Below are 17,852 nucleotides of genomic sequence, written 5' to 3' on the forward strand. Positions count from 1 at the left end.
GACGGAAGTAGAAGAATCAGTCCGTCCAGCAATAGACTAATCCAGTACGTTTTTCAACTGTTTCGCCAAATCCTTATGCTTACCATCGTCGGTTACTAGCTTCTTTATGAACGCTTTTACACCATCGTTCGGAGCAAGGTCCTGAAGATCATCGGCAACCGAGAGCGCGTCGTCGTTGACGGTCGCCATGTTGTCGAGGTATTGCAGGTCGAACTCGGTGCCCGCATCCATCCCGGTTAGTTTACCCAGCGCACTTTTGCTTTTATCCGAGAGCTCAGTCGGTAAGGTTACGTTCATTTGCTTGGCGAGCGATTGCAACGTCTTGTCGTGCTGCTGATGCTCGTTCATGGCCCGCTGGGCAAAGCCTTTTACCTCAGGATTGGTCGCTTTCTGAAGGGCTACTTTACTCAATTCATATTCAGTCATGCCGCTATTTGACAGGTGAACCATATAACGGCTTACTTTTTTGGCGTCTTCACGGGCGTCGTTACTAACCGCTATCGCCTGTTTCTCAATGCGTTCATCGTTGATCTTATCGGCTTTATCCGTACTGTCGTTACCGGACGAACAGCCGAAAACGAAGGATAAGCCTAGAAACAAGCTGGGGATCAATACAGTGGATTTCATCGTGTAGTTCATTTTGCTGTTTTATGACAACACGCTTTTGAAACACTTGTTCGTTTACCGGACTTGCAGCAGCGTCAGCCAGGCTTCTTTGACATTATCGTTGGCAAGAAGCTGCCTGGCCCGCAGATGGAGCAAATCCGGCAAGTACTGACAACCGTAGCGAGCCTCGTCAAATAGCTCATTTAAAACACCCGTTTCTTTAAAGGCTTCTATCTCATCAGTTGTCGGAAGCGCGTTGAAGCTGCCTAATTTACCTAAATCGTTGCCCGTTAAAATCGGGCTGTTGCGGATAGAAGCCGGGATCTGGTCAACGCCAATGCCTACTTTAGGGCGAGCTACTTCGAATAATGCATCGCCTTGAGCGCGGGCGTACCAGTCGCCACCCATACGGCCAATTAAATCAATACGGTGCGGATCGATAGCGCCTGTTTCGTCAAAAATGCTGTCGTGGACGTGCGCCATGACTACCTCGCAAATAACCAGATGACCCGCGCCGGGCGTGTCCTGCGTGGATTGGTTATTGGTTGGAATAATCTGTTTGACGACACATTCGTAGGCCGCAGGTGATTCGGCGACTCTCGGTGGACGGACTTTATCGGAAGCCACAGCCGTAAAACCCGCTTTTTCGAACTCATTGACGCCACGCTCGAATTCTGCGCTGGCCAGCGACATCTGCTCGACCATGGCATAGTTGACAATGTTAATGACGACTTCGCCTACCTCTTCCAGATTCAGCAACGTGTGTTTCTTTTGACCGTGCCGGTTGATGGTCGGTGCAAACACCAGCGTTGGCGGGTTGTAGCCAAACAAATTGAAAAAGCTAAATGGACTTACGTTGACGTTTCCCTGGGCATCAACCGTACTGGCAAATGCAATCGGTCGGGGACCAATCGTACCAATCAGATACCGGTAAAATTCATTGGGTTTTAGGTCGGCGGGGTTGATGGTTTTGGTCATCACAGCAAGAAAAGAGACAAGTTGTGAGAATTGCTTCAGGTGGTAGCAGGGTGTCTAGCCTGCAAGAACAGGTGAAGGCAGACGCTTAGCCGCTATTGGCTGATGTTCGTATAAATCGAATCCATGATCCGGACAAAGTGCTGGTAATCTTCCTCGCTTAACTCACCCCAGCCTTTGCGACGCATCGCCGACACAATGGGCAGCACTTCGTCGTGTTTTGCTTCACCTGTTTTAGTCAAGTACACCAGAAACTTACGTCGGTCACTATCAGCCATGCGCCGTTCGGCCAGCCCTTTTTGCGAAAGCAAATCGATGATACGGGTTACGGTCGGCGCATCTTTCGTGGTTATTTCCGAGATGGTATTCTGACTAATGCCAGGGTTACGGTAGAGATGATCGATAATAACCCACTGATCGACTGTCAAATCAAATCCGGCATCGTTGAATTGCTTTTGAAGCGCGTTGCGGATTTTCTTTATCGTGGTGTCAATCTTAAAAAAATAGGCCCGGCTGTCGGAGGGATGCGTCATCGATGAGTGGCATTGGTTGATAATGATCCTGAGAAAAAGCTACGGAGGACTTACCACCGCGAAGCTACTGACAAAACGTTAACCGGTCACTATGCTTGTAAGAGGGCCTGTTTATCGCCAAAAGAATCAGGGTTGCTGGAAGGACAGGGTATGTAGTAGACAACCGTTGTTTTGAACGGAATCCTTACGATAACTAATTCAAATTGTATGTTGTTAAGAATGAATTACCTTAAAGAATGGCGCAAGGGATAAATGAATAGTAAACGTGCTTTGATTAGGTAGCCGAAATCTTTTGCCTAATTTTGGCGCTGACTGACGATAACAGATTATTGACAAACAATTAAACACTAATGCAACCTACCCTTTTAATTCTGGCTGCTGGTATGGGCAGCCGTTATGGCGGTGTCAAGCAACTCGATCAGTTCGGGCCGAACGGCGAGACAATCATGGATTATTCGTTATTCGATGCGATCCGGGCGGGCTTCGGAAAGGTCGTGTTTATCATACGGGAAGAATTGCGCGCTGATTTCGAGGAAATATTCAACGAAAAACTAGCCGGAAAAATAGAAGTGGATTATGCGATCCAGTCGCTTGATGCGTACGTTCCCGCCGAACTGGGGGAAGTGAGACGCACGAAGCCCTGGGGAACGGGTCATGCCATGCTCTGCGCCAAAAACCACACGACGACGCCTTTTGCTATCATCAACGCCGACGATTTCTACGGCCTCGAAGCGTTTCAACTGATCGGTGAATTTCTGAAAACGGATACCGACGATCAACTGCACGCCATGGTTGGTTATGAAGTGAAAAACACGTTATCTAAGTACGGTTCGGTTTCGCGGGGTGTGTGCGAGGTAAATGATAACGGCAACCTGGCGTCGGTCATCGAGCGGACGAAAATCTACGAAAAAGAAGGACGCATCGTATACGAAGAAACTGATGGTGATACGCTTTTGTCGCCCGACACGCCCGTTTCGATGAATTTCTGGGGTTTCAAACCCTCCGTATTTCCGTCTCTAGAGCGCCAGTTCGAAACGTACGCCATTGCAAACATTGATTCGCTAAAAGCGGAGTTCTACATTCCGACTGTTATGACGACGCTTATTCAAACCGATCTTGGACACTGCAAAGTATTTCGCAGTCAAGGGGAGTGGTTCGGCGTAACCTATCCCGATGATAAGCCCATTGTACAGGAAGCCCTAAAGCGGCTCCACGATGAAGGGAAATACCCAGATCAGTTGTGGTAAACCGAAAATGGATCACAAAAAAGCCCGCTATCGTTTGATGATAGCGGGCTTTTTTGTGGTATAAGCCTATTAACTGTTTCGTTCCGGGTATTTTTCAACAATCCGCTCCACTTCTTTAGTCAGCTGAGCCGTGATTCGTGATGGGTCAGCTACCGCGTTTTCGACGGCACCACGCCAGACCAATTTACGGGTACGCGCATCGACCATATCAACTACGAGTATGCCCGCTTTATACTGCTCTTGCGTGTACTGCTGACCACCCCATCCCCACCAACCGGGACCCCAGCCGCCATAGCCCCACCGACCCCAGCCCATGTAAGGACCGTAAAAAGCGGAGTTGGGTGTTGAGACCGTGCGTGTTTTGTCTTCCACGAAAAAGTGGTAGCCAATCAGAAGATCCGGCTTGGTGTTGCTTTCTTTGAGACCCTTTTGGTTCAGCACCCCATTGACCGTGTTCTCCACACTTTCGGTTGCTAGTTGATTGTAATAAACAGGGTTTTGGCCCGCTTTTACGTCGGAGTCCATCCAGGCAAAGGTTTTGTATTTGCTGAAGTCCGTCCGGCTGCTCTTATCGACCGCTACACGCGGTGAGCACGCATAAATTATCGCCAGTAAACTGGCTAGCATCAGTACCTTTCTCATAACGTTTGTTGTTTACTTGCTTTTGTAAACGGGGTGATTTATGGAAAGGTTTGCAAAAAATGTCCTAACGGAGTCGTTGTAAGCTATCTCCACTACGAATTTACAGCGCTGGATGCTTCTTGTGCCAATCGGTAGCGTCCTGATAAGCCTTGGCAACGGCCAGTACTTTACCTTCTTCAAACAATTGGCCCATGAACGTGATACTACCTGGGGTTTGCTGCTTGTTGAAGCCATTAGGAAGCACCACGCACGGATGACCGGTCAGATTCGTGACCGTTAAATTACCGCCCGCATAGGTCGGACTAAGGTACACATCTACGTTAGCGTTCTTAAGCTGAGCGGCCATTTCGTTAATGAGTTTTGTACGGGCGCGGTTTGCCTGTATATATTCCACCGCCGGAATAAACCGCGATGAGCGAAACTCGTTCGGCCAGGCATTCTTACCCTGCCGTACCAGCTGGTCATCTTTTCCCGAACGCGTCAGTTCATCGAAGGCAGCTGCCGCTTCGGCCCCCAGCAGGAACGAAATCCGGTTGGCTGACACGCCTTTGGGCAACTCAAACGGAACGAGTTGAGCCCCTAACTTACGCAGTACCTGTAACGTCAACGAGTCGTTAGCCCGGTTTGCATAATTGCTTTCAAACGCATTTTTAACGTAACCAATCCGCATTCCTTTCAGCGATGGCAACGGAGCGTACCGGAAAGGCACTGCCATAACGGTCGGGTCATTGCCATCGGGGCCGTAGATAGCGTTGAATACCAGCGCGCAGTCTTCAACGGAGCGCGCAATAGGTCCTATTTTATCCATGCTCCAGCTTAATGCCATTGCACCATGACGACTTACGCGACCGAATGTTGGCCGAAGGCCGGTTGTACCGCAAACTGTCGAAGGAGATACGATAGAACCCAACGTTTCGGTGCCAATGCCGAAGGGCAACAAGCCCGCTGATACCGCCGATGCCGTTCCAGCCGAGGAGCCGCTCGAACCCGTTTCGGGCTTCCAAGGATTGCGCGTCATGCCGCCAAACCAAACATCACCCATTGCCAGCTCACCGACCGACATTTTTGCGCAGAGTACAGCACCTGCCGCTTCCAGCCGCTGGATAACGGTAGCGTCCAGATTCAACTTTTGGTCTTTATAGGGTACTGATCCCCACGTTGTTTTGTAGCCTTTCTTGGCCAGAATGTCTTTTGCACCATATGGAATGCCATGCAGTGGGCCACGGTATTTTCCGGCTTTCAGTTCGGCGTCGGCTCGCTCCGCCTGTTTTAGCGCCAAATCGTCGGTCAAGGTGATGACGCAGTGCAACTTAGGATCGTACGTTTTCAGCCGATTCAGAAAAAACTTGGTTAACTCAACGGACGAAATCTGCCGCGTTCGAATCAGCTCGCCTAACTGCGAGACGGTATAGTACGCAAGATCGTTGCGATTGTCCGGTAAGGCGACTTTAGCGGGAGCCGACGCCTTAAACGATGACTGTCCAGTGGGTAGTTTAAAACCCGCCGGTAAGGGATTGAAATACAGCGCCGGAGCAACGTCGTTCGGTAACTCGACTTTTCGCAGAGCCTCGTAATCCGCACGTGATTCGTTCAAACTGCTGAGCATAGAGTCTTGCTCAGCGGGCGTGAAGTCCAGGCCGAAGATGCGAGAAGCAACCCCGACCATATCGGCGGTTAAGGGTTTTTTGGAGTCATCGGCGGTTATGAACGCGCCAAAAAAGAAACTACCAGCACAGGCCGCAAACAGGGTAAAAAATCGTTTCATCAAATCAGGCTGTTGATAGGAGAGTAACAGCCTAATTTACGGCAGATGAACGATTAAATTGTTTCTTGCCGCAAAAAATCGTTGTGTAGCGCCACCACTTGAGGAAGGAGCAACTGCGTTTCGTCGTTATCAATAACGTAGTCAGCCAGTTTCAACCGCTCGGCGTCGCTAATCTGTCGATTGATGATGTTGATGATTTCTGCTTCGGAGCGGTGCGGGTCCCGCTGTTTGATGCGTTCGATCCGCAGGGCTAGTGGTGCTTGGACAACAATAACTTTGTGAAGTGAATTGTTTTGACCAGCCGCGTTCATAATAGCCGCTTCTTTGACGACGTAAGGCTTATCGGCATGTTCATTGACCCAGGCGTCGGTATCGCTCATGACACGGGGGTGAATTACGCCATTGAGCCCGGCAAGCAACGTTGGATCTGCAAACACCTGCGAGGCTACCCAGGCCCGGTTGTAGCGTCCCAGCGCGTCGTAGGCTTGCGCACCCAACACGCGCACGATGTCCGCTTTCAAAATAGGATCGTTTTCGGTAAGCCATTTCGCCCGTTCGTCGGCTTCGTAAATCGGAATACCAAACGCCTGAAAGATTCGACAAACAACACTTTTACCGGCTCCAATTCCACCCGTTACGCCAATCTGAAGAGGAGCTTTCATAACGTCAGAGAATGAATACCTAGCGTTTCGTTACTGGCTTTGGTTTCACGGGTGCGGGTGCGGGTACGGGTGCTGGCGTCGGCAATGGAGATAAGAGTTCACCCACTTCAAAGCTAACGGCAATCCGGTCGGCGCTAACCCGCAGGAGCGGATGCCGAAAATGATTCAGCGTAACCTCGTTATCGTAATTGTCGGCAATGCGTTTTCCGGGAATACTGACGGCTAATGTATCCGAAATGCCACGCACCAGCCGAGCCGGCCCTTCGACCTGGATCGTATGCGGAGTTAGGTTGATAACGCTCGAAACGAGGTAACGGGGAGCCAGATCGATATGCAAACTATCCGGTATCAACTGAATCGTTTTGGTCATACGGCGGTCGAAACCCATCTCGACCGTATCGGCCACCACGTAATTGACGTGCAGTTTTTTGATGTGTTCAGCCAGAGCCGCCGTCAGCGACGATGTGTTGATTACCGATGCCTGCAACGGATTGGCTACCGTGTAATCAACGGGATCAACCCGAAAAGGAAGCCAGGAATGACGCAGTAATCCCCAGCCATCGCCCGAAACGTTGACGCGCACGGTGCGTGGCAGGGGCTTTATCGGCACAAAAAGGGAATCGTTGTAGACGAAACGAATGGGGTATTCGACGTTCAGCGTGTAACCGGTTTTGTTCAGAGCGCTTAAAAACCAGAACAGCGCAGCCGCTCCCAGACACAACAGGGCCTTGGTCGGCTGAAACGGTCGGTTGTTTTGGGGAATGGTCACAAGGTAGTAGTGTAGTGGACCGACGGAGTTGGCGAACTGTGCGCCTAACTTACCAGGGTTCTTTTATTTTTCAGGTTCGGCTGGTTTTGCCGTTGCTTCGCGCGAAATCGACGATTTCTCAAACGTCATCTTGATTCCCCGGTCAACTTCAAGAGTAACCGTCGTACCTTCAACGGATGCGATACGACCGTGAAGTCCACCGATCGTTACCACGCTATCCCCTTTTTTAAGGTTGTCTACAAAGCTTTTCTGATCCTTTTGTTTCTTCTGTTGGGGACGGATCATGAAAAAATAAAAAACACCGATGATCCCTACCCACAGCAGTACGTTGTAAAGCATGGATGGACTGGAACCGGGTATCGCCTGTACTAAAATCGAATGCATGAGTGAGTGGGTTATGAATTTTTGGTTGAATCGGTCTTTGGGTTCACCAAGGCTCTGAATTGCAAATCAGTCATGGCCGGGTCGGTATTCGCAATAACGGTGACCGTTTTGTTTTGCTCTCCGCTTTTACCCCGGCTATTAAACCGAACGCGAATTGACGAGGAAGCTCCCGGGGCAACCGGTTCGCGGGGCCATTCGGGCGTCGTACAGCCACATGAGGCCGTAATGTTGTTGATAATGAGCGGAAACTCGCCCGTATTGGTGAACTTGAACGTATGTTCAACGGTATCACCTTCGGTTAGCGTCCCGAAGTTGTAGATTCCCTTTTCCGCAAAGGTAATTTTCGGCATCTTGCCCGTAGCTGAAGCCTGAGCCGACTCGCCCTGTTTCCGATTGTCGCAACTGATTTGCCCACAACCCACTGCAATAATAGCCAGGAGAAGGAGCCCTTTTTGTAAGTGCATTGGTAGGAAGGAGTTTTCAGAGTATGACTTTCCGTTTCCCGTTACCTGTCGAAAACTGCTGAAAGTCATACCCTGAAAACTCAGTTTATTTTAGGCATTCTGTTGTTTGATCTGAGCCATCAGACGGTCAACATCTTCCAGCAGCCGCTCGGCTTTTTCACGCGCATCATTCACCACACGCTGCCCTTCGTTTTTCGATAGGTTTTCAGGTAGTTCGGCTGAGTTCACCAGATCGTTGATCATAAACTCAATCTGTTCGCGATACTTCGACAAACGGAACGTTAAACGATCACGGGTGACTTTGCCCTTATCGGGGGCGTACAACAATCCTAGGATAGCACCCGCTGATAGTCCGGTTAGCAAAAAGGTTAAATCACGGCCAATTCTGCTCATTTCTAAAAAAGTTTTCAGTTTACAGCGTTTAGCTTCGGCACAAATTGATATTCATACCGGTAACTAACAACCGAAACCCAATTACTACACTATTTATTGTCCAGCAACCCACGTCCGCTCTTGCGCAGACGCCCTGTAGCCTGTAGCTTTTCGGAGAGGTTGTCTAAAATTCCGTTGACAAATTTACCGCTTTTAGGCGTACTATATGCTTTTGCCAATTCGATATATTCATTAATCGTCACTTTAACCGGAATGTTTGGGAAGTTGAGCAATTCACAAACGGCTAATTTGAGAATAATCTTATCGAGCATGGCGACACGCTCGACATCCCAGTTGCGAAGTTGATCGGTGAGCAACTGCTCGTAATCGGCATCATTGTTCAGCGCGTTCTGAAATAGCGTGTTCAGAAACCGCTCGTCTTCTTCCCAGTCGTCCGTAAGCGGTTCGAGTTTCAAGCCTGTCGGGCTTTGCGCCGACTTAAGCGTGCGAATAGCTAGCCCCCGTACCACTTCGCTGTTTTCGGCCCAACTCAGGTCAATCTCTGCCAAGTGATCGCGAATAACTTCGTGCTTAAAGATAAGCGTACGTAACACATACTGAATCAAGGCCTGGTCTTCGTCGGCGGTATGCGTTCTTTTCTCGCAGTAGGCTCGGTAGGTGTCGTCCGTTTTTAGAACCTCACGCAACGCTTTCCGAATAAAGCCTAGATCTTCGGCCCACGATATGTTGTGCCGGAGTGCTTCATTTTGCAGCATTTGCAGGTCAGCCAGCGCTTTTATGACGCTATTGTCGTTCAATGCCGACTCAAAGGGGAAAGGCGCTTCATCGACATCGCGGTATTGCCGTTCGCGGTCAATGCGGGCTGCGTGACCAAGTTCGATGAGCAACAACAGAACCCGGATGTAATCTTCGTAGATACCGTTCACCTGCTTAAGCATCATCTGCGCAAAGTGCTGACGATCTTTCTTGGTGCGTATCTGGTAAAATACGAAACCGTCGTTGGCGGCTTTCAATACTTTCGTGGGAGCGTCGTCGTCCTGAGCGGGCTGGTTTGCCTTAATGGCCTCTTCGAAGAGCAGGCCCGCCAATTGTCGGTAGCCTTCCAGCTGCCGTTTGTCCTGAGGCTGCATCGAGTTCAGATCGGGCTGAAAGAGATCCGCGATGCCATCGAGGGCTAGTTGTTGATTAGAGAATTCGGCCTGACGAAGGGCATATAGCGCCTGCATGACCTTTATTCGGAGTAGTCGCCTGTTGAGCATCCCGGATAAAACAAATAAATCTACCGATAAAAAAAAGAACTGCGTTTACGGATTGCAAAAATACGGCTTTATTCGTAGTTTTCCCAATTACAAACCGTATGACTTAACCTCTACCAACTCTTTCATGTTCTTCACTTTCTGGCGTAAGGGCAGCGTTGTCGCTGTTCTCGCCATCGCCATGCTATCAGGCTGTGGACCGGCTCACTATGCCTATTTCCAACCGCAACAGAACGCCATTCCACACAGCCGTGTAAGCCCTATTTCGGATAAGATAACCGAAGAAGCCGACACATTAGTGCCCCAAATCGCCACTATTTCGTCCGGCGAAAGCACGTTGGATTCACCCGTAACCACAGCCGCATCGGCAACGAGCTTTACAACAGCTACAGCACGGGCGAAATTCACCGTCGATGCGACGCACCACCGAAACCCGGATAGCTACCATACCCGGCGCTCGCGTGGCTGGTTTCGATCCCTGCCCTTGGGCCATGTAGCGCCCCGTACCCACATGATCGACCGAAACAGTGCCGGGCGTAAGACGTATGCACTGGCGTTGGTCGCCCTGGGCGTTGCTGCGTTGTCGCTTGGTTCGCTGTTCGTCGTGTCGAGCGGAACGCTGATGTGGGTCCTGAGCTTAACCTTACCATTGACCGCTACGCTATTGGGTACGGCCAGCCTGACAACCATCAAGCGCAACCAGGACCGATACCGGGGCAAAGGCTGGGCCATGGCCGCTATTATGCTGGGTACGGGCGTTTTGGGACTGGCGCTCGTTGCTTTAGCCGCGATATCGACATCTGAATTAATCAGCCGGTAGAAACGTCGGAGCAGGGTGGTAGGGGGCTAGACCCTTGATCCACCCTTTTTCGATTGACCACTTACAAAAAGCCTTGCAACTTTTCTAAGATTCGGACGGTTACGAAAATAAAGTTGTTTGGCTGCACTGTGAAAGCACTTTCCTACCTGAATAAATATCTCCTCAAATACAAATGGTATCTGATTTGGGGGACGGTATTTACCATCATATCCAATCTTTTCGGCATTTTTCCGGCGCAGCTGGTACGCTACGCGCTGGACCTGGTGCGCGAAACACTGGACATCTATTATCTGTACGATAAGTCGCCCCTGCAATCGGCTTTGTACGACGTGTTTGCGTTTAGTTTGCTGCTGTTTGGTGGACTTACGCTCGTGATGGCGTTGCTTAAAGGATTTTTCCTGTTCCTGGTCCGGCAAACGCTGATTGTGATGTCTCGCCATGTCGAGTACGATCTGAAAAACGAGATTTACGATCATTATCAGACGCTACCGCTCAGCTTTTACCGGCAGCACAGCACCGGCGATCTGATGGCACGGATTTCGGAAGATGTGAGCAAAGTGCGGATGTACGTCGGCCCGAGCATCATGTACGGCGTAAACCTGCTTGTGCTCTTCGTGCTGGTTATTACGTACATGGTGAGCATCAATGCGCGCTTGTCGCTCTACGTGTTGCTGCCCTTGCCGATCTTGTCGGTTGCCATTTACCTCGTTAATAACATTATCATCCAGCGGTCGGAAGAGATTCAACGGAGTTTGTCGAAACTTTCGACCTACGTGCAGGAAGCTTTTTCGGGAATCCGGGTACTGAAAGCGTTTGTGCAGGAGCAAAACTCGGCCGCTCGGTTTGAATTGGAAAGCGATGAATACCGGAACAAGTCATTAAGCCTGACGCGCGTTGACTCCCTGTTTTTTCCCATCGTAGCCATTCTGGTGGGTTTAAGCAACGTGCTGGTTGTATTTGTGGGAGGACAGGAAATTATGGCCGGTCGCCTGACGCCCGGAAATATCACTGAGTTTATTCTGTACGTAAATATGCTGACCTGGCCAGTAATGGCACTGGGTTGGACAACCAGTCAGACACAGCGGGCGGCTGCTTCGCAGGAGCGTATCAATCAGTTTTTGCGGATCAAAACCGATATTGTCTCTCAGAAAAATATACGACGGACCATTGCTGGTGAAATTGAGTTCAAGAATGTGCGGTTCGTTTATCCGGATTCAGGTATCGTCGCGATTAAGAATTTTTCGATGCACGTAAAGGCGGGCGAAACCGTGGCTATTCTGGGCACAACGGGTTCGGGCAAAACGACGCTTGCGAACCTGTTGACGCGGATGTACGATGCTTCGGCGGGTGAGATCCGAGTTGATGATGTGTCGATCAAAGATTACAACTTAACGTCGGTTCGTGAGCAGATGGGCTATGTGCCGCAGGATGTGTTTTTGTTCTCCGAGACGATCAGCAACAATGTTCGCTTTGGTAAACCTGACCTTTCGCAGGAGCGCGTCGAGCAGGCCGTTCGGGATGCCGATCTGTACCAGAATGTTCTGGATTTTCCGGAGCAGTTTGAAACGCGGGTTGGCGAACGGGGTGTAACGCTATCCGGTGGTCAGAAACAGCGGTTAAGCATTGCGCGCGCCATCGTTCGCGATCCTAAAATTCTGATTCTGGACGACTGTCTGTCTGCCGTCGATACGAACACCGAAAACAAGATTCTGAATAATCTCAAGCGTATCATGGCTGATCGCACATCGGTGATTATTTCACACCGGGTTTCGTCGGCAAAGCTGGCTGATCAGATCATTATGCTCGACGACGGGGAGATTGTCGAACAAGGTACGCACGAGGAACTGCTGGCTAAAAACGGGGCCTACCGCGAACTTTACGAGAAGCAGTTACAGACCGAAGAGGTATAAAAAGCAACGAAGCCTGTCCGTTTTATGGACAGGCTTCGTTGTTTAAGGACGAGACTAGTTACCCAACTATCAGTTTCTGACCCGGACGGAGCGCGCTGTTGCGCATGTGGTTCAGCTTTTTGAGTTGATCGATTGTTAAACCGTCGTACCGTTGAGCAATATTCCAGAGAGTATCGCCTTCCTGAACGCGGTGGTATTTCGGCTTATATCGCTTCGTCTTAGCAACAACTTCAGCTTTTTTGCGTCCTTTGGCGGTACCCTGATCGGCCAGTTTTTCCGCACGGGTTTCCGCTGCTTCTTTCAAAATTGTTAGCTTCTGCCCTCGCTGAATTCGAGTTGACCGTAAGTGGTTCCAGCGCTTTAGGTCGTACAATTCAACGCTGAACCGTTCGGCAATGTCACCCAGGTTATCACCACGCTTGACGACATACGTTTGCTTGCGGGGCTTTCGTAAAACGACCGTTTCCATGTCTTCCTCCGGTTCGTCGGCGGATTCCGCTACGGCCAACTGAGCCGCTAGCTTAGCTGGTTTTTCACCCGAGATGGTACCAAGCGAAGGCGTTTCATCCAGCGTCATCCGTGCCAACGGATTGCTACCCAGATTCGACCAGGCCCCAATCGAATCGGCTCCGTAGCGCACATCTTCGGCACTTGCCAGCAGCATATGGGCCATCGCTGGGGGTATTTGGCTGGCCGAGTCCATAATGGCCCGACGCCGTGTCGAGAAATACGCGTATTGCTGACGAGGTATTCGTAACGGGTATCGTCTGGTATACTCGGGCAGAATCGTCGTTGTGATGGCTGGATTCATCTTCTGCAAGTCGGCCAAGGGCATCGTACTGTGTTTGGCGAACGTCTCCAAGTTGAAATAACCCGTAATCTGGATGGTGTCGTGCGGGATCGGATGCTCGTAGTTCTCGGCGAAAATACCGTGGTCGTTAGCGTGGTGCATCAAGTAGGTGAACGCTACAAATTGCGGAACGTAGCCACGTGTTTCCTTGGGCAGGGCATCAAAAATGGTGTAGAATGAATCACCTCCCGAACGGCGCATGGCTCGTTTGACGGCTCCTGGGCCGCAGTTGTAAGCAGCCATGGCCAACTCCCAATCACCAAAGATGTTGTATAGATCGCGGAGGTATTTGCAGGCAGCCTCCGTTGCTTTGACCGGGTCCATACGCTCATCGACGTAATCGTCCTGATACAGGCGCAGGTCGCGGCCCGTACCGGGCATGATTTGCCAGAGGCCACCGGCTCCCGCTCGTGATATGGCACGCGGGTTCAACGCAGACTCAACAATAGACAGGTATTTCAGTTCGTCAGGTAGCCCATAATCTGACAGCATTCGCTCGTAGAGGGGAAAAAAGAGCGGCATCCGTTCGAGCATCAGCTTCGTAGCGCTTGCCTTCCGAAACGTAAAATAATCGACATAGGCCTGAACCGACTTGTGGTAGTTGAGCGGAATCGTTTTCTGAATTTTGGTCAGACGTTCGCGCAGGATACTGTCGGGAACCGTCGGTACTAAGGCAACGGTATCTTTTTTGACAATCGTACTATCAGAGGATTGTGGACTGGCACCACCTTGTCCGGATTGAATCGTAGTCTCGGCGCTGGACATGATCGTCAGGCCCAGCATCGCACTCAACAGCCCCATTCGTAACAGGCTACGGTTCAAGTGATTCATGCAGTTTGTCGGTTATGTAATTGTTACGTTATCTACGATGCCGGATGTATAGCCCTGGCAGAACCCTATCATACATCCGGCGTCTTATAGCCTACATCAGTTGCTCATTGCTTTTGCGATCGCCACTAAAGCACTTTCGGCAAAGGGTGGAGCCATCAGCTGAATGCCAATGGGTAGCCCGTTGGAATCGGTGCCGTTCGGGATTGAAACGGCTGGATAGCCTACTACATTGGCCTGCACGGTAAAAATATCGGCGAGGTACATTTGCAAAGGATCATCTCCGGAACGCCGACTCGTTTTTTCGCCTAACTGAAACGCTGGTGTTGGCGTGGTTGGCGACAGTAAAAAATCGTATTGCTCAAAGACACGCTCGGTTTCTTCCCGAATCAGCCGCCGAACTTGCTGCGCTTTGGTATAATACGCATCGTAGTAGCTGGCGCTCAGCGCAAAAGTGCCGAGTAATATCCGCCGACGAACTTCAGCCCCGAAGCCTTCAGTCCGGCTTTTTTTGTACAACGCCAAAAGGTCCATCGCTGGTGTATCCGCTCGATAACCGTACCGAACGCCGTCAAAGCGAGAAAGGTTGGAGGACGCTTCGGCGGTAGTCAGAATATAGTACGTCGGCAGTAGGTATTTCAAAAGCGACAAATCGACAGGTTCGACGGTATGTCCCGCAGCCCGTAACTCGTCAAGTCGACGCTGGGTAGCTTCGCGAATACGAGCATCAACGCCTGTACTTTCAACGCCGTCGCGTAGATAAGCAATTCGTAACGGGCGATCTGGAAGTTGTGCCTGCGCGTAAGGCTGAACCGGTTGACTGGATACGGTGCTGTCGAAATCATCTGGGCCTGCCATAATTTCGAGTAGGAGAGCGGCATCGTCAACGGTGTTGGCTATAGGACCGATGCAGTCAAACGAAGAAGCGTAGGCAATCAAACCCCAGCGGCTAATCCGTCCATACGTCGGTTTTAAACCCACAACGCCACAAAAGGCGGCTGGCTGACGTACCGAACCGCCAGTATCAGAGCCAATACTTGCTAAACAAAGACCCGCCTGAACCGCTACGGCAGAACCACCACTCGAACCACCTGGTACCCGGTTGGGGTCGGCGGCATTTCGAACCGGTCCAAAAAATGAGCTCTCGTTAGACGAGCCCATGGCGAACTCGTCGCAATTTTGCCGACCAATGATGATTACATCCTCGTCGAGTAGGCGCTGGATGGCAGTTGCTGTAAACTGTGCCGTGAAGTTATCCAGGATTTTACTACCCGCCCGAACGCTGTGGCCGGCATAATTTAAAACATCCTTGATACCAATGACCATACCAGCTAATCGTCCGGCGGTGCCAGCGGCTAGTTTATGGTCGATACGGTCGGCTTGTTGCCGGGCCTCGTCGGCATACACTTCGGTGAAAGCGTTGAGGTGACGCTGTTCGTCAATGCGAACCAGGTATTGCTCCACCAACTGACGGCAGGTGATCGTGCCCGATGTGAGATCGGTCTGTACGGTAGCGAAGTTGCGGTAGTAAGTCAAACGGCAAATAGGTTGGGCATTGGACTCTGGCGAATAGACTTTGGGATTGTCTAGATCCAACGTTTACGGGCCGGAGTCCTTTAATGCAGAAACAGACAATCAGACGGCTCCAGATTGGGACCGTCTGATTGTCTGCTTATAATCGATTAAATTACTTCTCCGACTCTTTAAGACCTTCTTCGATGTTTTCGCGAACGTCTTTAGTGGCGTCTTTGAACTCTTTAATGCCTTTACCAAGGCCGCGTGCGAGTTCGGGAATTTTCTTAGCGCCGAACAACAAGAGCAGTGCTAAGAAAATGAACACCATTTCTTGACCGCCCAAACCCATAATTGCAAAAATACTTGCCAAGATCATGATTACTAGGATTTGAATGTATGCAAACTTACAAAAACTCTCTCGTACAATCTATTAAAAGTAGGTAAACTTATTGGCTATTCAAACAAAATGGAAAGCAGCCAACTGACAATTTCTAATCGGTTTAGTACTACTTTCTACCAATGAATACCAATTCGCTCGATTTTGATCACCCAATTTTAATCGCTTCCGTTGCCCGCGCGGCTTCTGAACTCTGACCGGGGACCGTCGATTCCCAGTAGCGGAATTTTTCGATATCATCCTTAATACCGCTGAAAAGCCACAGCATCAGTGCAATATCATCGGTAAGACCAATAATGGGCAAAAAATCAGGTAAGATGTCAATGGGCGAAACAAAGTAAATAAGGACGGCGATCATTCGAATGAGCGTCTTCCAGGGTAACTGCCGATACTCGCCGGATGCGTACGCTTTCAACAAACGGGTTACAACACCCAACTGATCACGAAAGGCCGCAATGTTGGCACCCGACAGACCGCCACTTTTGTCAAGCGCTTCCCGAATCAGATTATACAGACTGCGGGTGTTACGGGCATAACGGACAGCGCCAAGATTAGCTCGCTTAAAAAAAATCGAGCTCAGAACGCGGGTTAAAAGACTTTTATTAGCCATTCGCTTGATAAGGGGACTGGTAGATTGTTGATAACTAACTACGAAACACTGAGTATTAGATGGCTGCTTTATCCTTTTGGTTTAAAGCCAGTCTTTAAGGCAAGCGTTTGTAATTGGTTTCTAGGGTATCTAACAAAAAAATTCCTGTTATAGTCCATAAACTGAGCAATAGGGACGTAAGTTTATTCTAAAGCTTTGGTTTGTCAGGAACTGGGACCTTACTTTGCGCTGCTTGTTCACTTCAAATTCCAAATATTGTATGAAAGTTACTGTAGTAGGTGCCGGGGCCGTTGGAGCCACCTGCGCCGACAACATTGCCCGCCGGGAACTTGCCCACGAAGTCGTACTATTGGATATCAAAGAAGGCATCAGCGAAGGTAAATCCCTCGACATGCTTCAGGCATCTACTTTGCTCGACTGCGATGTGAAAATTACGGGCTCTACTAATGATTACGAAAAAACAGCCAATTCGGATGTTGTCGTTATCACATCGGGTTTGCCACGCAAGCCGGGTATGACCCGCGAAGAACTCATTGGTATCAACGCAGGCATTGTAAAGGGGGTTACCGAAAATATTCTGAAGTATTCGCCCGAAACAATTTTTGTTATTATCTCCAATCCGATGGATACCATGACGTACCTCGCACTGAAGTCGTCGGGTTTGCCAAAGAACCGTGTGATTGGTCTTGGCGGAGCGCTGGACTCCGCTCGTTTTAAAACCTATCTGTCGCTGGCGTTGAACTGCTCGCCGAACGATTTGCAGGCTTCGGTGATCGGTGGACACGGTGATACAACCATGATTCCGTTGACAAGACTAGCTACGAAAGCGGGTGTTCCGGTAAGCCAGTTTCTGGATGAAGAGACGCTGAAGAAAGTAGCTGCCGATACGATGGTAGGCGGGGCTACGCTAACCGGCCTGATCGGAACGTCGGCCTGGTATGCGCCGGGAGCGGCTGGTGCTTACATGGTTGAAAGCATTCTACGCGATCAGAAGCGGGTTATCCCGTCGTGTGTATTCCTGGAAGGTGAATACGGTCAGTCTGATATTTGCCTCGGCGTACCGGTTGTTCTGGGACGTAACGGCTGGGAGGAAATCATCGATTATAAACTAAACGACGAAGAGCAAGCCGCTTTCAACAAGTCGGCGGATGCGGTTCGGAGCATGAATAACGTGCTCAGTACGCTGGACATCAATGTGTAAGCGATCAACGTGCGTGTAAAAAAGA

19 protein-coding genes are annotated in these 17,852 nt (G+C 50.2%); 4 read left to right on the forward strand and 15 right to left on the reverse strand.

Features of this window, described 5'->3' with window-relative positions:
• Nucleotides 1-36: 36 nt before the first annotated feature.
• The 3 genes from LQ777_RS03420 to LQ777_RS03430 all read right to left on the reverse strand — a co-directional run bounded on the left by LQ777_RS03420 (nucleotide 37) and on the right by LQ777_RS03430 (nucleotide 2,114).
• Nucleotides 37-627: a DUF4142 domain-containing protein gene (locus LQ777_RS03420; RefSeq protein ID WP_232561122.1), complete on the reverse strand. Its 591-nt coding sequence runs from the start codon at nucleotides 625-627 to the stop codon at nucleotides 37-39.
• A 54-nt stretch (nucleotides 628-681) separates the two neighbouring features.
• The gene (locus tag LQ777_RS03425) at nucleotides 682-1,584 is read right to left on the reverse strand and encodes a flavin reductase family protein (protein ID WP_232561123.1); all 903 of its coding nucleotides are present in this window, start codon (nucleotides 1,582-1,584) and stop codon (nucleotides 682-684) included.
• A 92-nt stretch (nucleotides 1,585-1,676) separates the two neighbouring features.
• A complete protein-coding gene (locus LQ777_RS03430; protein WP_232561124.1) occupies nucleotides 1,677-2,114 on the reverse strand; it encodes a MarR family winged helix-turn-helix transcriptional regulator in 438 nt (145 codons plus the stop codon).
• Nucleotides 2,115-2,464: 350 nt separating this feature from the next.
• On the opposite strand from LQ777_RS03430, the gene LQ777_RS03435 reads away from it, so the two are divergent.
• On the forward strand, nucleotides 2,465-3,361 hold the full coding sequence (locus tag LQ777_RS03435; RefSeq protein ID WP_232561125.1) for a nucleotidyltransferase family protein: 897 nt from the start codon (nucleotides 2,465-2,467) through the stop codon (nucleotides 3,359-3,361).
• A 69-nt stretch (nucleotides 3,362-3,430) separates the two neighbouring features.
• Here LQ777_RS03435 and LQ777_RS03440 read toward each other — a convergent pair whose 3' ends face one another.
• From LQ777_RS03440 to nusB, 8 genes are all read right to left on the reverse strand, one after another.
• Nucleotides 3,431-4,003 (reverse strand): DUF4136 domain-containing protein, encoded by a 573-nt coding sequence (locus tag LQ777_RS03440; RefSeq protein ID WP_232561126.1) that lies wholly within the window; start codon nucleotides 4,001-4,003, stop codon nucleotides 3,431-3,433.
• Between the two features lie 100 nt (nucleotides 4,004-4,103).
• On the reverse strand, nucleotides 4,104-5,768 hold the full coding sequence (locus tag LQ777_RS03445) for an amidase (protein ID WP_232561127.1): 1,665 nt from the start codon (nucleotides 5,766-5,768) through the stop codon (nucleotides 4,104-4,106).
• 53 nt (nucleotides 5,769-5,821) lie between these two features.
• Nucleotides 5,822-6,430: a dephospho-CoA kinase gene (gene coaE / locus LQ777_RS03450; RefSeq protein ID WP_232561128.1), complete on the reverse strand. Its 609-nt coding sequence runs from the start codon at nucleotides 6,428-6,430 to the stop codon at nucleotides 5,822-5,824.
• A 19-nt stretch (nucleotides 6,431-6,449) separates the two neighbouring features.
• Nucleotides 6,450-7,199 (reverse strand): YbbR-like domain-containing protein, encoded by a 750-nt coding sequence (locus LQ777_RS03455; protein ID WP_232561129.1) that lies wholly within the window; start codon nucleotides 7,197-7,199, stop codon nucleotides 6,450-6,452.
• A 63-nt stretch (nucleotides 7,200-7,262) separates the two neighbouring features.
• Nucleotides 7,263-7,583 (reverse strand): preprotein translocase subunit YajC, encoded by a 321-nt coding sequence (gene yajC / locus LQ777_RS03460; protein WP_232561130.1) that lies wholly within the window; start codon nucleotides 7,581-7,583, stop codon nucleotides 7,263-7,265.
• A gap of 11 nt (nucleotides 7,584-7,594) precedes the next feature.
• A complete protein-coding gene (locus LQ777_RS03465) occupies nucleotides 7,595-8,047 on the reverse strand; it encodes a DUF1573 domain-containing protein (protein ID WP_232561131.1) in 453 nt (150 codons plus the stop codon).
• A 90-nt stretch (nucleotides 8,048-8,137) separates the two neighbouring features.
• Nucleotides 8,138-8,440, reverse strand: a complete 303-nt coding sequence (locus tag LQ777_RS03470) for a YtxH domain-containing protein (protein ID WP_232561132.1) — start codon at nucleotides 8,438-8,440, stop codon at nucleotides 8,138-8,140.
• A gap of 89 nt (nucleotides 8,441-8,529) precedes the next feature.
• On the reverse strand, nucleotides 8,530-9,666 hold the full coding sequence (gene nusB, locus LQ777_RS03475; RefSeq protein ID WP_232561133.1) for a transcription antitermination factor NusB: 1,137 nt from the start codon (nucleotides 9,664-9,666) through the stop codon (nucleotides 8,530-8,532).
• 157 nt (nucleotides 9,667-9,823) lie between these two features.
• On the opposite strand from nusB, the gene LQ777_RS03480 reads away from it, so the two are divergent.
• Nucleotides 9,824-10,516, forward strand: coding sequence for a hypothetical protein (locus tag LQ777_RS03480; RefSeq protein WP_232561134.1), 693 nt, complete (start codon nucleotides 9,824-9,826; stop codon nucleotides 10,514-10,516).
• A 128-nt stretch (nucleotides 10,517-10,644) separates the two neighbouring features.
• Nucleotides 10,645-12,426 (forward strand): ABC transporter ATP-binding protein, encoded by a 1,782-nt coding sequence (locus LQ777_RS03485; RefSeq protein ID WP_232561135.1) that lies wholly within the window; start codon nucleotides 10,645-10,647, stop codon nucleotides 12,424-12,426.
• 58 nt (nucleotides 12,427-12,484) lie between these two features.
• Here LQ777_RS03485 and LQ777_RS03490 read toward each other — a convergent pair whose 3' ends face one another.
• From LQ777_RS03490 to LQ777_RS03505, 4 genes are all read right to left on the reverse strand, one after another.
• Nucleotides 12,485-14,107, reverse strand: a complete 1,623-nt coding sequence (locus tag LQ777_RS03490) for a lytic transglycosylase domain-containing protein (protein ID WP_232561136.1) — start codon at nucleotides 14,105-14,107, stop codon at nucleotides 12,485-12,487.
• A 96-nt stretch (nucleotides 14,108-14,203) separates the two neighbouring features.
• Nucleotides 14,204-15,640 carry an Asp-tRNA(Asn)/Glu-tRNA(Gln) amidotransferase subunit GatA gene (gene gatA, locus LQ777_RS03495; protein ID WP_232561137.1) on the reverse strand — a complete coding sequence of 479 codons (1,437 nt, stop codon included), beginning with the start codon at nucleotides 15,638-15,640 and terminating at the stop codon, nucleotides 14,204-14,206.
• Between the two features lie 151 nt (nucleotides 15,641-15,791).
• Nucleotides 15,792-15,995, reverse strand: a complete 204-nt coding sequence (locus tag LQ777_RS03500) for a Sec-independent protein translocase subunit TatA/TatB (RefSeq protein ID WP_164041534.1) — start codon at nucleotides 15,993-15,995, stop codon at nucleotides 15,792-15,794.
• 169 nt (nucleotides 15,996-16,164) lie between these two features.
• A complete protein-coding gene (locus tag LQ777_RS03505; protein WP_232561138.1) occupies nucleotides 16,165-16,626 on the reverse strand; it encodes a YkvA family protein in 462 nt (153 codons plus the stop codon).
• A gap of 259 nt (nucleotides 16,627-16,885) precedes the next feature.
• Here LQ777_RS03505 and mdh point away from each other — a divergent pair, with 259 nt between their 5' ends.
• Complete coding sequence (mdh, locus tag LQ777_RS03510; RefSeq protein WP_232561139.1) at nucleotides 16,886-17,827, forward strand: malate dehydrogenase; 942 nt, start codon at nucleotides 16,886-16,888, stop codon at nucleotides 17,825-17,827.
• Nucleotides 17,828-17,852 lie beyond the last annotated feature (25 nt).

Source organism: Spirosoma oryzicola, from assembly GCF_021233055.1.
Lineage (GTDB): Bacteria > Bacteroidota > Bacteroidia > Cytophagales > Spirosomataceae > Spirosoma > Spirosoma oryzicola.

What these genes read in the sequence shown, in the direction of transcription:
- LQ777_RS03420 (WP_232561122.1), bottom strand. Translation starts at nt 627, where the DNA reads ATGAAATCCACTGTATTGATCCCCAGCTTGTTTCTAGGCTTATCCTTC.
- LQ777_RS03425 (WP_232561123.1), bottom strand. Translation starts at nt 1,584, where the DNA reads ATGACCAAAACCATCAACCCCGCCGACCTAAAACCCAATGAATTTTAC.
- LQ777_RS03430 (WP_232561124.1), bottom strand. Translation starts at nt 2,114, where the DNA reads ATGACGCATCCCTCCGACAGCCGGGCCTATTTTTTTAAGATTGACACC.
- LQ777_RS03435 (WP_232561125.1), top strand. Translation starts at nt 2,465, where the DNA reads ATGCAACCTACCCTTTTAATTCTGGCTGCTGGTATGGGCAGCCGTTAT.
- LQ777_RS03440 (WP_232561126.1), bottom strand. Translation starts at nt 4,003, where the DNA reads ATGAGAAAGGTACTGATGCTAGCCAGTTTACTGGCGATAATTTATGCG.
- LQ777_RS03445 (WP_232561127.1), bottom strand. Translation starts at nt 5,768, where the DNA reads ATGAAACGATTTTTTACCCTGTTTGCGGCCTGTGCTGGTAGTTTCTTT.
- coaE (WP_232561128.1), bottom strand. Translation starts at nt 6,430, where the DNA reads ATGAAAGCTCCTCTTCAGATTGGCGTAACGGGTGGAATTGGAGCCGGT.
- yajC (WP_232561130.1), bottom strand. Translation starts at nt 7,583, where the DNA reads ATGCATTCGATTTTAGTACAGGCGATACCCGGTTCCAGTCCATCCATG.
- LQ777_RS03465 (WP_232561131.1), bottom strand. Translation starts at nt 8,047, where the DNA reads ATGCACTTACAAAAAGGGCTCCTTCTCCTGGCTATTATTGCAGTGGGT.
- LQ777_RS03470 (WP_232561132.1), bottom strand. Translation starts at nt 8,440, where the DNA reads ATGAGCAGAATTGGCCGTGATTTAACCTTTTTGCTAACCGGACTATCA.
- nusB (WP_232561133.1), bottom strand. Translation starts at nt 9,666, where the DNA reads ATGCAGGCGCTATATGCCCTTCGTCAGGCCGAATTCTCTAATCAACAA.
- LQ777_RS03480 (WP_232561134.1), top strand. Translation starts at nt 9,824, where the DNA reads ATGTTCTTCACTTTCTGGCGTAAGGGCAGCGTTGTCGCTGTTCTCGCC.
- LQ777_RS03490 (WP_232561136.1), bottom strand. Translation starts at nt 14,107, where the DNA reads ATGAATCACTTGAACCGTAGCCTGTTACGAATGGGGCTGTTGAGTGCG.
- LQ777_RS03500 (WP_164041534.1), bottom strand. Translation starts at nt 15,995, where the DNA reads ATGATCTTGGCAAGTATTTTTGCAATTATGGGTTTGGGCGGTCAAGAA.
- LQ777_RS03505 (WP_232561138.1), bottom strand. Translation starts at nt 16,626, where the DNA reads ATGGCTAATAAAAGTCTTTTAACCCGCGTTCTGAGCTCGATTTTTTTT.
- mdh (WP_232561139.1), top strand. Translation starts at nt 16,886, where the DNA reads ATGAAAGTTACTGTAGTAGGTGCCGGGGCCGTTGGAGCCACCTGCGCC.